This window comes from Cellulomonas sp., from assembly GCF_035634735.1.
Classification (GTDB): Bacteria; Actinomycetota; Actinomycetes; order Actinomycetales; family Cellulomonadaceae; genus Cellulomonas.
In genome coordinates this window covers 19,407-33,476 of record NZ_DASQCJ010000104.1, presented here as the reverse complement: position 1 = coordinate 33,476, position 14,070 = coordinate 19,407, and the positions used below count along the sequence as shown (strand labels likewise).

General features: G+C 75.7%; 15 protein-coding genes. All 15 read right to left on the bottom strand.

Annotated features, from left to right (window positions below; genetic code table 11):
- Positions 1 to 5 precede the first annotated feature (5 nt).
- The 15 genes from VER05_RS09325 to VER05_RS09255 all read right to left on the bottom strand — a co-directional run bounded on the left by VER05_RS09325 (position 6) and on the right by VER05_RS09255 (position 13,952).
- Entirely contained in the window at positions 6 to 1,388 is a 1,383-nt protein-coding gene (locus VER05_RS09325) for a flagellar hook-length control protein FliK (RefSeq protein WP_324845086.1), read from the bottom strand.
- Complete coding sequence (locus VER05_RS09320; RefSeq protein ID WP_324845085.1) at positions 1,385 to 2,206, bottom strand: C40 family peptidase; 822 nt, start codon at positions 2,204 to 2,206, stop codon at positions 1,385 to 1,387. Before VER05_RS09320 ends, VER05_RS09325 begins: the two co-directional genes overlap by 4 nt.
- Positions 2,203 to 2,655: a flagellar FliJ family protein gene (locus VER05_RS09315; RefSeq protein ID WP_324845084.1), complete on the bottom strand. Its 453-nt coding sequence runs from the start codon at positions 2,653 to 2,655 to the stop codon at positions 2,203 to 2,205. Before VER05_RS09315 ends, VER05_RS09320 begins: the two co-directional genes overlap by 4 nt.
- Positions 2,652 to 4,076 carry a FliI/YscN family ATPase gene (locus tag VER05_RS09310; protein ID WP_324845083.1) on the bottom strand — a complete coding sequence of 475 codons (1,425 nt, stop codon included), beginning with the start codon at positions 4,074 to 4,076 and terminating at the stop codon, positions 2,652 to 2,654. Before VER05_RS09310 ends, VER05_RS09315 begins: the two co-directional genes overlap by 4 nt.
- Complete coding sequence (locus VER05_RS09305; protein ID WP_324845082.1) at positions 4,073 to 4,744, bottom strand: FliH/SctL family protein; 672 nt, start codon at positions 4,742 to 4,744, stop codon at positions 4,073 to 4,075. Before VER05_RS09305 ends, VER05_RS09310 begins: the two co-directional genes overlap by 4 nt.
- The gene (gene fliG / locus VER05_RS09300) at positions 4,734 to 5,741 is read right to left on the bottom strand and encodes a flagellar motor switch protein FliG (RefSeq protein WP_324845081.1); all 1,008 of its coding nucleotides are present in this window, start codon (positions 5,739 to 5,741) and stop codon (positions 4,734 to 4,736) included. Before fliG ends, VER05_RS09305 begins: the two co-directional genes overlap by 11 nt.
- Positions 5,741 to 7,339 (bottom strand): flagellar basal-body MS-ring/collar protein FliF, encoded by a 1,599-nt coding sequence (gene fliF / locus VER05_RS09295; protein WP_324845080.1) that lies wholly within the window; start codon positions 7,337 to 7,339, stop codon positions 5,741 to 5,743. The genes fliG and fliF overlap by 1 nt, the downstream gene beginning before the upstream one ends.
- A complete protein-coding gene (locus VER05_RS09290) occupies positions 7,339 to 7,680 on the bottom strand; it encodes a flagellar hook-basal body complex protein FliE (protein ID WP_414647596.1) in 342 nt (113 codons plus the stop codon). The genes fliF and VER05_RS09290 overlap by 1 nt, the downstream gene beginning before the upstream one ends.
- Positions 7,677 to 8,081: a flagellar basal body rod protein FlgC gene (locus VER05_RS09285; RefSeq protein ID WP_324845079.1), complete on the bottom strand. Its 405-nt coding sequence runs from the start codon at positions 8,079 to 8,081 to the stop codon at positions 7,677 to 7,679. The genes VER05_RS09290 and VER05_RS09285 overlap by 4 nt, the downstream gene beginning before the upstream one ends.
- On the bottom strand, positions 8,081 to 8,422 hold the full coding sequence (locus tag VER05_RS09280; RefSeq protein WP_324845105.1) for a flagellar basal body rod protein FlgB: 342 nt from the start codon (positions 8,420 to 8,422) through the stop codon (positions 8,081 to 8,083). Before VER05_RS09280 ends, VER05_RS09285 begins: the two co-directional genes overlap by 1 nt.
- Positions 8,423 to 8,663: 241 nt before the next feature.
- On the bottom strand, positions 8,664 to 9,107 hold the full coding sequence (locus tag VER05_RS09275) for a hypothetical protein (RefSeq protein WP_324845078.1): 444 nt from the start codon (positions 9,105 to 9,107) through the stop codon (positions 8,664 to 8,666).
- Positions 9,097 to 9,540, bottom strand: a complete 444-nt coding sequence (locus VER05_RS09270) for a flagellar export chaperone FliS (protein ID WP_324845077.1) — start codon at positions 9,538 to 9,540, stop codon at positions 9,097 to 9,099. Before VER05_RS09270 ends, VER05_RS09275 begins: the two co-directional genes overlap by 11 nt.
- A gap of 25 nt (positions 9,541 to 9,565) precedes the next feature.
- Positions 9,566 to 10,921 carry a flagellar filament capping protein FliD gene (fliD, locus tag VER05_RS09265; RefSeq protein WP_324845076.1) on the bottom strand — a complete coding sequence of 452 codons (1,356 nt, stop codon included), beginning with the start codon at positions 10,919 to 10,921 and terminating at the stop codon, positions 9,566 to 9,568.
- A gap of 194 nt (positions 10,922 to 11,115) precedes the next feature.
- Positions 11,116 to 12,285, bottom strand: a complete 1,170-nt coding sequence (locus VER05_RS09260) for a flagellin (RefSeq protein WP_324845075.1) — start codon at positions 12,283 to 12,285, stop codon at positions 11,116 to 11,118.
- A 113-nt stretch (positions 12,286 to 12,398) separates the two neighbouring features.
- Positions 12,399 to 13,952: a glycosyltransferase gene (locus tag VER05_RS09255; protein WP_324845074.1), complete on the bottom strand. Its 1,554-nt coding sequence runs from the start codon at positions 13,950 to 13,952 to the stop codon at positions 12,399 to 12,401.
- Positions 13,953 to 14,070 lie beyond the last annotated feature (118 nt).

Here is a 14,070-nt window from a genome sequence, read left to right as displayed (position 1 = left end):
TCCGGTCAGACGAGCAGGTCGAGGCCGCCGGCGTGCGCCGACGTGCGGGTGGGTGCGGGGGCGTCGGCCGCGGCGGGGCCGGCGCCGGTGCGGGCGCCGTCCGGCCGGCCCGCCTCGCGGCGGCCGGCGGCGTCCGCGCCGGCGCGGTCGCCGGTGCCGGAGCCGTCGGCGCCGAGCCGGACGTCCGAGGACAGGCCGGTGGCGGCGAGGTCGCGGCGCAGGTCGGGCAGCGACTGCTTGAGCGCGTCGCGGGCCGCGTCGGTCGCGCCGACGAGTTCGACGCGCACGGCGTCGGCCGAGATGTGCGCGACGACCTTGACCGGCCCGAAGTGCTCCGGGTCGACGTGCAGCGTGAGCACGTGCTGGCCGCTGCCGGCCGAGCGGAGCGCGGGCAGCTGCTCGCCGATCTTGGTGGTCAGCTGGTCGGACAGCGGCGCGGGCGGGGCGGCGGCCGCGGCCACCCGGTGCTGGACGGTGCCGACCTGCAGCGCCGCGGGTGCGGCGGCGGGCGCGGTGGGTGCCGGGGCGGGGGCCGCGTCGTCGGCCGGGGCGGCGGCCCGGGCGGGCTCGGCGGCCGGGGCCGCCGCCTCCGCTGCGGGGGCCGTCGTCGCGGCCGTCGCCGGGGTGGGCGTGGCGGCCGCGGCGTCGGCGCGGGCGGCGGGGGTCGCGGGGGTGCCGGCCGGCGCGGGGACCGGGGCGCCCTGGGGGGCGGCCGGGGTCGCCGGTGCGGCGTCGGCCGCGGCCGGGGCGGGCGCGGTCGGCGTCGCGGGCGCGGCGTCGGCGGGGGCGGCGGGCGCCGGCGCGGCGGCCGGGCCGGCCGGGGTCGCGGCGGCGGGCGCGGTCGCGGCGGCGACGGCGAGGGCCGGCTCCACGGCGGCGTCCGCCGGGGCGGTGGCGACCGGGGCCTGCGCCGCGAGCGCGGCGGCGACCTCGGGGGCGACCGCCGGCGCCGGGGCGGCGGCCGCGGGCAGGGCGACCGGCTGCGCGACGACGGTGGCGAGGTCGGCGCCGCCGTCGGCCGCGGGGGCGTCGGTGGCGGTGCCCGTGGCGGCGCCCGCGGTGCCGTCGGCGGCCGGCCGGTCGGCGGCACCGGGACGGTCGGTCGCGGCGCGGTCGGCGCCCCGCGGGCGGTCCGGGCGGGCGGCGCGGTCGGTGCGGTCCGCGCGGTCGGTGCCGCGCGAGCGGTCCGCCCCGGCGCGGTCGGCACCCGGCCGGTCGGCCGCGGTGCGGTCGGAGCGGTCCGGCTGCGCGGCCCGGTCCTGCGGGCCCGCGGCGAGCGCGCCCTGCAGGACCGCGTCGAACCCGGTCGACGCGGTGCGCGCGGCGGCGCCGGCCGCCGCGGCGGTCGCGGCGCGCGCCGGGGCGGCGGGAAGCGTGCTGATGGTCACGAGGCGGCCCCCCAGAGGGACGTGAGCAGGGACGAGGTCGAGGCGCCGGCCGAGCCGGAGCCGAGGGCGCCGAGCGCCGAGGTGAACGAGGTCGAGCCGGTCGCGCCCGCCGCGCCGGCGGCGCCCGAGGTGCCGGTCAGCAGCGCGAGCGCGTTCTGCCCGGCCGCGGTGCTCGCGAGCGCCGAGGACAGCGACGACGAGGCGGTCGACGCGCCCGACGCGGCCTGCTGCGGCAGCACCCGCCGGATGGTCGTGGGCTCCGCGTACACGTCGCGGATCGTCACCGACTTCCCGGGCTTCGGGGCGTCGATCATCTGGCCGTCGCCGACGTAGATGCCGATGTGCTTGCCGCCGTTCAGCACGATCAGGTCGCCGGGCAGCGCCTGGTCGAGGGACGGGACCTCCTGGCCGAGCGTGGCCTGGTCGCGGGCGACCCGCGGCACCCCCGAGGTGATGCCGAGGTCGGCGAGCGACCGGAGCACCAGCCCGGAGCAGTCCAGGCCGCCCTCCGCCAGCGACTCCCCGCCCCACACGTAGGGCGTGCCGAGGTACTTCTTCGCGGCCTCGACCAGGTCCTGGCCGGTGACGGTCGTGGACAGCGCGTTCTCCGGCACGGTGCCGAGGTCGGCGCCGGCGGCGCCGGTGAGCTGCGCGAGCGCGGCGGCGAAGTCGGTGCCGGCGGCGGGCGCGGACGCGGCCACCGACGACGTCCCGGCGGACGACGACGCGGACGCGGCCGCCACGGACACCGTCGCCGGCTCGACGTACGCGCGGATCTCCGCGATCCGGGCCTGCACGGCCGCCACTCCCCCGGTCACCGGTCCGCCTCCCCGGCGTCGGCCCCGGCGGGCACCGCTGCGCGGCGCCGCCCGGCGACCTCGTCCAGCACGACCTGCTCGGCCCGCTGCTCCTCGGCGCGGACGACGGCCTCGTGCTTCTCCTGCAGCCTCTCGAGCGTGCGGGTCTGCGTGCGCGCGGCGGACCACGCCGCGTCGGCGGCGTCGACCTCGTCCTGCGCCACCAGCACCTGGGCGCGCCGGTCGACCAGCAGCGCGGACAGCGCGAGCCGGCTGGCGACGACGGCCTGCACGCCGCGGGGGTCGGCCCCGGGCGGGAAGACGGCGGAGCCGAGCGCGGCCTCGGTCGCGGCGGCGCGCGCCACGGCGGCGTCGCGGCCGCGGGCGCTGGTCGCCCGCTGGGCGGCGGCCTGCTCCTCGGCGAGCGCCCGGAGGCGCAGCAGCCCGGCGAGGCGGAACGCGCGGCTCACGGCAGGTCCCCCATCGCGGCGACGAGCGCGGCGAGCCGCGCCCAGGAGTCGGCGGACGGGGCGCGCTCGTCCATGCCCTGGCGGAGGAAGGCGTCGATGGCCGCGCCGTGCGCGACCGCGGCGTCCACCAGCGGGTTCGACCCCGCGACGTAGGCGCCGACGTCCAGCAGGTCCTGGGCCTGGCGGCGGGCGGCCATCACGCGGCGCAGCCGGGTGGCGGCGGCCTTCTGGTCCGGGCCGGTCACGCGGGACGCGACGCGGGAGATCGAGGCGAGCGCGTCGACGGACGGGAAGTGCCCGGCGACCGCGAGCGACCGCTCCAGCACCACGTGGCCGTCGAGGATCGAGCGGGCGGCGTCGGCGATCGGCTCGTTGTGGTCGTCACCGTCCACCAGCACGGTGTACAGGCCGGTGACGGAGCCGGTGGCGCCGGTGCCCGCGCGCTCCAGCAGCTGGGCGAGCAACGCGAACGTGCTCGGCGGGTACCCGCGGGTGGCCGGGGGCTCGCCGACGGACAGGCCGATCTCGCGCTGCGCCATGGCGACGCGGGTGAGCGAGTCCATCATCAGCACGACGTCGTCGCCGCGGTCGCGGAACCACTCCGCGATCCGGGTCGCGACGAACGCCGAGCGCAGCCGGACCAGCGGCGGCTCGTCGGAGGTCGCCACGACGACGACCGAGCGCGCCAGGCCCTCGGGGCCGAGGTCGTCCTCGAGGAACTCGCGCACCTCGCGCCCGCGCTCACCGACCAGGGCGATCACGGAGACCTGCGCGTCGGTGCCGCGGGCGATCATCGACAGCAGGGACGACTTGCCGACGCCGGAGCCCGCGAACAGGCCGAGGCGCTGGCCGCGGCCGGCGGTGACCAGGGTGTCGAGGACGCGCACGCCGAGGTCGAGCGGCTGGGCGACGCGGGCGCGGGCCAGCGGGTGCGGGGCGTGCCCGGTCACCTCGGCGGCGCCCACCCCGAGCAGCGGGCCCTTGCCGTCGATCGGCCGGCCGAGCCCGTCGAGCACGCGGCCGAGCAGGCCGGGGCCGACGGGGGCGGTCAGCGCGGTGCCGCGCGGGCGCACCGGCATCCCGGCGCGCAGGCCGTGGGTGGGGCCGAGCGGCATCGCCTGCGCGGAGCCGCGGCCGGTGGCGACCACCTCGGCGGGCACCTCGGTGCCGTCGCCCGGGTCGATGGACACGAGCTCGCCCACGGCCGCGCCGGTGCCCGCGACCTCGACGGTCAGGCCGACGACGCCGCGCACCGTGCCGACGCGCTCGGGCCGGGCCGCGTCGAGCGCCGCGCCCCACGCGGGGGTGCGCAGCAGCGCGGCGTCGGGCTGGGCGGGCGCGGGAGCGGGCACGGCGGGCGCGGCGCCGGCGGCCCCGGCGCGCGGCGTCGGCAGCACGGCGGCGGTGGTGGGCGTGCTCATGCGGCGCCGGCCTCTCCCGCGCCGGCGGCGAGGGCCGCGCGGGCGCGGTCGAGCGCGGCGCCGAGGCGCGCGTCGAGGTGGCCGTCGGGGAACTCGCCGACGGCGTCGCCGGGCGCGAGCGCCGGGTCGGCCGCGAGCTCCACGCCGGTGAGGTCGGGCAGGCCGGCCAGGACGTCGCCGGCGGCCGGGGCCCCGCCGGCCAGCGCGGCGCGCACGACCGCGAGGTCCCGCGGGTGCAGCCGGACGGTGTGCACCTCGCGGGCCGGGTCCAGCGCGCGGACGCGGGCCAGCGCCGCGGCGGCGGACGTCGGGCCGTCCGCGAGCTCGGCGCCGAGCACGGCGGCGGCCAGGTCGAGCGCCGCCGCGTGCAGGGTGTGCTCCGCGGACGCGAGCACCGGGACGCTCCGGTCGGCCGCGGCGCGGGCGCTCCGCGCCAGCACGGCGAGGGCGTCGGCGTGCTCGGCGGCGCGCCGGGCGTCCGCCTCGGCGCGCTCGCGCTGCACGCGAGCGGCCTCGGCCTCGGCGGCCCGGGCGGCCTCGCGGGCGCCCGCGGCGTAGCCGGCCGCGTACCCGGCGGCGTAGCCCTCGGCGCGCGACGGCTCGGCCGTGGCGGCCCCGGCCGCGGAGCCCCCGAACGCCTGGGTGAAGGTGCGGGGCTCAGGAGACATACTCGTCCTCGCCCTCGCGCCGGATCACGATCTGGCCCGACTCCTCGAGGCGGCGGATCGCCTGGACGATGCCGGCGCGCGCCTCCTCGACCTGCGACAGGCGGACCGGGCCGAGCAGCTCGATCTCCTCCTCGAGGTTCTCGCGGGCGCGCTCGGACAGGTTGCGCAGGATCTTGTCCCGGACCTCGGGCGTCGCGCCCTTGAGGGCGACCGACAGCTCGTTGGTCTCGACCTGGCGCAGCACCAGCTGCATCGCGCGGTCCTCGAGCAGCACGATGTCGCCGAAGACGAACATCCGGCTGCGCACCTCGTCGGCCAGCGCCTCGTCGCGGCTCTGCAGCCCCTCGAGGATGAGCTTCTCGGTGGTCGGGTCGGCCCGGTTGATGATCTCGACCAGCGGCTGCACGCCGCCCACGGCGGACAGCTCGTTCGGGGTCAGCACCGTGGACGCCTTGCGCTGCATCGACTCCGCGATGACCGCGACGACGTCCGGGGACGCGCGCTCCATCAGGGCGATGCGGTGCGCGACCTCGGACTGCTGGTCGGACGGCAGCCCCGCCAGGATCGCGGAGGCGTGCTCGGGCCGCAGGTGCGCGAGCACCAGGGCCACGGCCTGGGGGTGCTCGCCGTTCAGCAGCGACAGCACCTGGCGGGCGTCGGCGTGCTGCAGGAACTCGAACGGCTGACCGGCCATCGAGGTCTGCAGGCGCTCGATCATGCCCGCGGCCTCGTCGCGGCCGAGCGCGCCCTCCAGGAGCTGGGTGGCGTAGCCGAGGCCGCCGTTGACGCTCGGGCCGATGGCCGACGCGGCGTAGAACTCCTCGACCACCTCGTCCGCGATCGTCGCGTCGACGCGCTCCAGCCGCATGATCTCGGCGGTGAGCTCCTCGATCTCGGCGGTCTCGAGCTTGGCCATGACCTTGGCGGCGCGCTCCCGGCCGAGCTGCAGCAGCAGCATGGCGGCCTTCTGGGTGCCGGTCAGCGTGGCGGTGGACATCAGCGCCGCCCGGCGGGGGTCAGCCAGCCGCGCAGGAGGTCCGCGACCTCCTCGGGCTGCTCGTCGGCGAGCGCGGCGATCTCGGCGCGCTTGACGGCGAGGGACTCCTGCACCGGGTCCAGCTCGGCGGGGCCGGGCAGGGCGGGCGGGATCTCCGGCAGCTCGTCGAGCTCGGCGGCCGGGTCGGGGCCGTCCATCAGCGGGAGCTCGCCGATGTCCAGCGCCTCGCGCTTGCTGCGCCGCGAGCGGCGGGCCAGCACGATCGCGACCACGATCACGATCAGCAGCAGGGCGCCGGCGATCACCGCCTGCCGCAGCAGGTCGGCGCGGCGGTCGGCCTCGGCCTGGGCGTCGGCGGCCGCGAGGGCCTCCGCCGCGGCGTCGGCACCGGTGGTGTCGAAGGCCATGGCCTGCACGGCGATGGTGTCGCCGCGCGCCGGGTCGATGCCCGCGGCCGCGGTCAGGGTCGCGGTGAGCTGGTTCAGGTCGATGCCGGCCGCGGCGTTCTGGTCGACGAGGACGGCGAGCGACTGCTTCTGCACGGTGCCCGGGGCCACGGTGGTGACCTCGGTGACCTTGTTGACCGCGTTGCTGACGTCCTCGGTCGTGTTCGTGTACGAGCCGGTGCCGTCGCCGTCGCCCGTGGGGACCGCGATGTTGTCCGGGCCCAGCACGCCGGTGGCGGTGCCGGAGCCCGAGCCGGTGTACTCCTCGGTCGTCGTCGAGGACACGAGCGGCGGGGTGCCCTCGGTCGCCGAGAACTCCTCGGAGGTGCGCTGCGTCTGGTCCTGGTTCAGCGACGCGGTGACGGTCACGGCGGACCTGCCCGCGCCGACGACCTGGTCGAGCAGGGCCTGCACGGCGGAGGTGACCCGCTGCTCGTAGGCCGAGGTGGCCTCGTCGCCGGTCCCGCCGGTGAGCCCGGTGCCGACCTCGGACAGCACCTTGCCGGTGGAGTCGACGACGGCCACGTCGGTGGCCTTCATGCCCTCGATGCCCGCGGACACCAGGTGCACGATCGCCTCGACCTGGTCGTTGCTGAGCTGGGTGCCCGTCTTGGTGCGCACGAACACCGACGCCGTCGGGTCCTGCTGCTGCGAGACGAACACCGAGTCCTCCGGCAGCGCGAGCTTCACCGTGGCGGCCTCGACGCCGGACATGGCGCCGACCGTCTTGGCGAGCTCGCCCTCCAGGGCGCGGGTGTAGGTGGTCTGCTGCTGGAACTCGCTGGACGTCATGGACATCCCGTCGAGCAGCGAGTAGCCGTCGCCGTCCGCGTTGGCGGGCAGCCCCGCGGCGGCCAGCTTGAGCCGCATCGAGTAGAGCTTGTCCTGCGGCACCATCACCGTGCTGCCGCCGTCCGTGAGCTCGTAGGACACGCCCTCGGCCGACAGCTGGTCGACCACGGCCGACGCGTCGGTCGCGGACAGGCCGGAGAACAGCGGGGCGAGCGTGGGCTTCGAGGCCCAGGAGTAGATCGCGAACCCGCCGAGCAGGATCGCGGCGACCGCGATGATCGCGAAGGTCTTCTGCGGGAGCGAGAACTGCTTCACCGCGCCGCTCATGCGGCCGAACAGGGACTTCACCTGGGCGGGCATCAGGCCTGCATCCTCATGATCTCGGTGAACGCGTCGACGGCCTTGTTGCGCACGGCGGCGGTGAGCTCGAGCGCGAGCTTCGCCTCGGACGACGCGATCGTGTAGTCGTGCACGTCGTCGAGGTCGCCGGTGACGGCCTGGACCGCGAGCGCGTTGCTCGTGGACTGGAGCTGCTGGACGTGGTCGACGGCGCCGAGCGCCGCGGCGAACCCGCCGTCGGCGCCGGCGGTGCCGGTCGCGCCGGTCGCGCCGAGGCCGGACAGGCCGGCGACGTCCGACAGCTCGGACAGGGAGGAGGGGCCGGTCACGCCGGACACCCCGCTGACGGGCTGGATGCTCACGAGTTCCGTCCGATCTGCAGCGCCGCCTCGTAGGAGGTCTTCGCGCGGTCCACGACCGCCGCGTTCGCCTGGTAGCCGCGCTGCGCCATGATCAGCTGCGTCATCTGGGAGGCCATGTCGACCTCGGGGTACCGCACGTAGCCGTCCTCGTCCGCGAGCGGGTTGGTGGGCTCGTAGACCACGCGACCCTCGGCCGGGCCGAGCGCGATGCCGGACACCTGCGCGCCGCCGCCGTTCGCCGACGAGATCTCCGACGCCACGACGTACTTGGCCTGGTAGGCGGCCTCCGACGTGGCGGTCGCGTTGTTCATGTTCGCGAGGTTGTCGCTGACCGCGTCGATCCACTTGCGGTACACGGTCATGCCGGTGCTGGCGATGCCGATCGCCCCGAACGTCGTCATCAGGAAGTCCTCATCGCGGTGCGGACGCCGGAGAAGGTGCCGTCGACCGCCTGGGTCGCCAGCTGGTAGCGCAGCTGCGTGTCGACGTTGAGCAGCGTCTCCTCGTCGAGGTTGACGTTGTTGCCGTCCAGGCGGGTGGGCTCGAGGGAGCGGGCCGTGGTGGCCGACGCGGCGCCGGTGCCGGCGGAGACCGCGCGGGCGAGGGCGTCCTCGAACTGGACCTTCTTGGCGTGGTAGCCGGGGGTCTGGATGTTCGCCACGTTCTCGGCGATGACGCGCTGGCGCGCGGCCAGGCCGTCGAGCGCGCTGTTGATCGCGACGTAGCTGACGGAGTCGAACATGCCCATGCAGGGTCACCCTCACCCGAGGTTGGTCCTGGTCGGCCTAGTCCGTGGCCTGCTGCGCGAGCGATCCGTGCTCACGCGTCCCATCGGCGGGGGGCGGGTCGTGCTGAGGCGTGCGCCCGAGAAATGTCGAAGATCACTCGCGCGGCGGACGCGATTCGAACGGGTTGTCCGAATTTGCCGGAGAATGTCCGGCGACCTTTCTGGGTGCTGCCACCCAGGCGGGCACGGGCGGGTCTCAGCCCTCGACGTCGAGGTACGCCGGGGCCGGGGCCGGGCGGGTGCGCAGGCCGTCGGCGGTCCGCATCCGGCGGCGGTGCTCGGCGAGCTGGTCGGCGGTGCGGCGCGCGAGGTCGCGCTGGCGCTCGACCAGCGCGGCGGCGCGCGGGGCGAGCGAGACGGGCAGCGGGCCGAGCCCGCGGGGGGTGCGCCAGGGCGCGGTGAGGGCGACGTCGACGACCTCCGGGGCGCCGGCGCGCTGCGCGCCGGCGAGCAGCTCCTCGGCGCGCTCGGCGCCGAGCTCCATCGCGGCGAGCGCGGCCAGCCACGCGGCCTCCCGGCCGGCGCGGCCGTGGTCCGGTCCCCCGTGCTCCGGGGCGTGCCTCCCGGGTCCGGCGTCCGCGTCGAGCGCGGTCCCGGCCGTGCTGCGCTCGACCGGCGGGAGCGCCGTGTCAGCCGACACCGAGCACCCCGGTGCCGGTCTCGGCCTCGTCGAACGCCGGCGCGCGGCGCTGCGTCGGGACGTCGTTCGCGACGGTCTGCGCGGCCTCGCGCCAGGCCTCGGCCAGCGGGGCGACGAGCCCGCGGCACGCGGCGGCGCGGTCGGCGTCGCCCGCCATGCTCGCGCCGATCATCTCGGACAGCAGGTACGTGTACACCGACAGCAGGCGGTCGCCGCCGTCCCACTCGCCCACGTTCAGGTTCGCGATGAACTCCGCGACGATCTCCTGCGCGTGGGCCAGCTGCTGGGTCCCGGTGGCGCGGTCGCCCGCGCGCAGCGCGACCTCGGCCCGCTCCAGGTCGAGCAGCAGCCGGTCGTACAGCATGGTGAGGAGCTTCGCCGGCCCCGCGGTCGCGACCGCGTCGGCGAGGAACCGGGTCCGGGCGTCGTACACGGCGGTCCTTTCGGCAGGGCTCGGGTCAGTCGGAGGAGCCCGAGAGCTGCTTGAGCTGGGTGGTGAGGTAGTCGGACTGGGAGTTGAGGTTGGACAGCTGGACCTCCATCGCCGCGTACATCTGGGTGAGCGAGGCGCGGCGCGCCTCGAGCCGGATGTCCCAGTCGGCGATGCGGTCGGTCAGGTCCTTGACCTCGCTGTCGTAGCTCTGGACCTGCAGGGTCAGCGTGCCCTTGGCGGAGTCGGACGCGACCTCGCCGATCTTCTGCAGCGAGCCGGCGACGCCCTGGACGGCCTTGCTCACCGCGTCGGGGTCGTTCGTGAGCGCGGTCTGGAACGCCGTCGCGTCGAACGCGAAGGTGCCGTCCTTGCCGAGCGAGATGCCGATGCCGGCCAGCGAGGTGTTGTTCGCGGAGTTCGACCCGGCCGCGAGCAGCGACTGCTGCAGGCCGCGGATCGTGGCGTTCCCGGAGAACAGGCCGGCGGTGACGATCGCGGTGCCCTCGTCGTTGGTGCCGGTCTTGCTCGTCGAGTAGGACGTGATGTCGCCCAGCACCGCGTTGAGGTTGTTGACCAGCGCCTGCGCCAGCGCGGCGAGCTTGGAGTCGTCCCGGGTCACGTCGACGGTCACCGGGTCGGTGGTCTTGGCGGTCACCGTGACGTTGACGCCGGTGACCAGGTTCTCGAAGACGTTCTTGGACGACGTCACCTTCTGCTCGGCACCGGTGCCGGGCCACAGGACGATCTCGGCGTCGGACGCCTCGCGGATCGCCTTGGACTCCAGCGTCGCGCCGTCGGCCGCGTTGTCGACGGCGACGCTGAACGTGTTCGCCTTGCCCGTCTCGGTCCCGGTGAGCTGCAGCCGGTACTCCGGCGCGGCGGCGGTGCCGACGTTGAGGGCGGAGGCCTTGACGCCCGTGCCCTCCGCGTTGAAGGCGGCGACGATGTCGCCGATGTTGCTGCTCAGCGCCTTCACCGAGACGGTCTCGCCGTCGGCGCCGGTCAGGGTGAAGGTCGGGGTGTCCGAGGAGTAGGCCGTCGGCAGCGTGTAGAGCGTCGACTGCGAGGCCGCGACCGAGTCGACCCGGAACGAGACGCTCGACGGGCGGGCGTCGGAGGTGGTCGTCGCGGTGACCGACTCGGCGGAGGACTTCGCCTTGACGGCCTCCCAGGACGACGAGGTGGCCGCGGCCTTGGCGGCCGCGGTCAGGGAGGCGACCTTGGTGTTGAGGGCCTGCAGCGCGGTGGACTGCGACGACAGCGTGCTCTTCTTCTTCGCGAGCAGCGTCTGCTGGTTGGCCTCCAGCGCGATGGTGGAGTCGATCAGGTCTGCCGTGGGGAAGTTGCTGATCAGCCCGGTGCTGAAGGTGATGCCGGCCATCGGGGGGTGTCCTCCTGGTGCGGGGTCCTGCGGGTGCCCCGGGGATCGGGGCCGAGATGCGGCGCGGGCGGCGGTGGACGGTGCGTCCACCACCGCCCGCGTCGGTCGTGCTGGTCCTGCTTCACGTGCGTCCTCGGCGGGACGCCGGCCCCGGCCCGCTCACCGCGAGGGTGTGCGGGCCGGCGCCGGACGGCTCACTGGAGGAGCTGGAGCACGCTCTGCGGGATCGACTTGGCCTGCGCGAGCATCGCCGTGCCGGCCTGCGAGAGGATCTGCGCCCGGGTGAACGAGACCATCTCGGACGCCATGTCGGTGTCGCGGATCCGGCTCTCCGAGGAGGTCAGGTTCTCGACCGCCACGTTGAGGTTGTTGATGGTGTGGTCGAAGCGGTTCTGGACCGCACCGAGCTGCGAACGCACCTTCGAGACGTCGGTGATGGCCGCGTCGATCTTGTCGATCGCCTCGGTCGCACCGGACTTCTGGGTGAAGGTCGGCGACGCGGCGGCGACCTCGGAGGCCGAGGCCGTGGCGGCCGGGGTCGCACCCGTGAAGGTGATACCGGTGGCCGACGTGGTGACCACGCCGGCGCCCAGGGCCTTCTCGGCCGCCGCGGTGAACGCCGCGAGGGCGCCGGCCGCGTCGGTCACGGCGGAGTAGTCCACCGAGGCCAGGTCGAAGGACTTCGAGCCCAGGGTGACCGTGCCGTTCAGGGCCTGCAGGTCGGACAGCGCGGTGGTGGTCACGGCCACGTCGACCGTACCGGCGGTGCCCGCGGTGGCGTTCGTGACCGCAGCCGTGGTGGCGTCGGTCGCGATCTTGGTCACGTCGATGCCGGCGACGCCCAGGCCCTGGGAGGACAGCCCACCCGTGCGCTTGAGGTCGACGGTGATCTTGTCCTGGTCGGACGTGTTGGCGCCGACCTGGAACGTGCCCGAGTAGTTGCCGTCCAGCAGCTTGGTGCCGTTGAACTGCGTGGTGTCGGAGATGCGGGTCAGCTCGGTCTTGAGCTGGTCCATCTCGTCCTGGATGTTGCCCTTGGCGGTCTCGGAGAGGCCACCGTCGTTCGCCGCCTGCACGGACAGGGTCCGCATGCGCTGCAGGATCGAGTGCGTCTCGGTGAGCGCGCCCTCAGCGGTCTGGACGACGGAGATGCCGTCCTGGGCGTTGCGCACGGCCTGCTTGGTGCCGCCGATCTGGGCACGCAGGCCCTCGGAGATCGCCAGACCAGCAGCGTCGTCCGCCGCGCGGTTGATGCGCAGGCCGCTCGACAGCTTCTCGAGCGACTTGCTCAGGTCGTTCTGCGTGTTGGACAGGTTGCGGTACGAGTTCAGCGCCGCGATGTTCTGGTTGATCGAGAGAGCCATGATGGTTCTTCCTCCGTGAGTGGGCTCAGGGGTGGCCCGTCCGTGGGCACACCCTGGTCATCGGATGCCCGCCGGGACCTCTGAGAGGTTTTCCGCGACGGATCCGAAGTTCGTCAGGCGGCGGCGCCGACCAGGCCGGGGGCCACGATCTGCAGCTCGGCGAGCAGCTCCGCCTCGTCCTCGGCGCGCACGTGCGCCAGGGCGTCCTCGAGGCCCGCGAGGCCCCGCTCGTCGCCGTACGCGCTGTACGCCAGGGCGCCGGCCAGCGCGCGCTGGCGCGGGTCCGCCTGCGGGTCCGCCGCGATCAGCACCAGCGGGCACTGCGCGGCGGCCCCGCTCGTCCGGATGCGGGCCGACCACTCGGCCGCCTCCTCCAGCGACAGCGTCGGGGCGAGCAGCGCGGCCCCCGCGAGCACCGCCGGGTCCCCGGGCCGGACGTCGTGCATCCAGCCCAGGAACGTCCGGGCCTCCGCGGTGGTGTCCATGGCGCACCAGGTCACGTACTGCCGCCACAGGTCGTCCGGCATCGCCGCGAGCAGCCGCCGGCAGCCGTCCGCGCCCAGCAGCCGCACCAGCCCCGCCGTGGCGCCGGGCGCCACGCCCTGCCGGATCGCCTCCAGCCCGGCGAGCACCGCCCGGCGGTGGTCGCCGGTCCGGGCGTGGGCCCACAGCTCGGTCGTGATGACGCTCGACCGGTCCAGCCGCTCCCCGAAGGAGTTGACCGTGGTCGTGGGGATGCGCTCCACGGCGGCGAGCGCGCCGGCCGCGTCGCCCCGGGCCGCGAGCACCTGGGCCCGGGTCGCGAGCGCGAACGCCGGGTTGTCGTCGTGCTCCTCCCACAGGTCCAGCCAGCGGTCGGTCGCCTCGTCGTCGCCGGCGGCGCGCGTGGCGGCGTAGATCGCCCGCGCCAGCAGCACGACGTGCCGGCTCCAGCCGAAGCCCTCCGCGAGCAGCTCCTCCGCCTCCGCGATCGCCGCGTCGTTCTGGCCGTTCAGCATCAGCGAGCGGGCGAGGTCGACGCGGTGCAGCTCCAGCTCGCGGGCGTCGCCCTTCGCGCGGGCGGCCTCGACCTGGGCCCGCGCGATCTCGACGTTCCGGCGGCCCTTGTCCTTCGCGGTGACGACCGCGTGCAGGTAGCCGCTGTGCCGGATCTCGATGCCCGAGGCGGGTCGCTGCGGGACGGCGGCGACGCCGGTCTCGATCAGCACCGGCTGCTCGTGGAGCATGCCGATCCAGGTGTGCAGCTCCCGGCGGAACACCCGGGTGCCCGCGACCCCCGTCTCGTTCGGCGCGAGGCCGAGCGGGAGGTCCGGCGCGTCGGTGAGGTTCCGGACGACCATCGTGTGCGCCACGACGCCGTCGCGCCCCAGGTTCGCGCGGAACTGCTCGGGGTCGCCGACCACGACCTCGTCGGCGTCGAGCACGAGCACCCAGTCGCCGGTCGCGTGCGCCATCGCCCGGTTGCGGGCCCCGCCGAAGTCGTCGTCCCAGTACCCCTCGACCACCACGTGGGTGTGCCGGCGGGCGATCTCCACGGTCGCGTCGGTGGAGCCGGTGTCGTAGACGACGACCTCGTCGGCCCAGGCGACGGACGCGAGGCAGTCGTCGAGCACGGCCTCCTCGTTCTTGACGATGAGGACGGCGGAGACGGTGGGGCGTGCGGACATGACGTTCCTCCGGTCGGGTGACTGCCCTGCCGATCGGCGCGATCGCGCGGCTCCTGAGCGTTCGGGCGGCGACGTCGGGGCCCGACGCCCGCCCGGACGCGGCGAGGGCGCCGTCCGC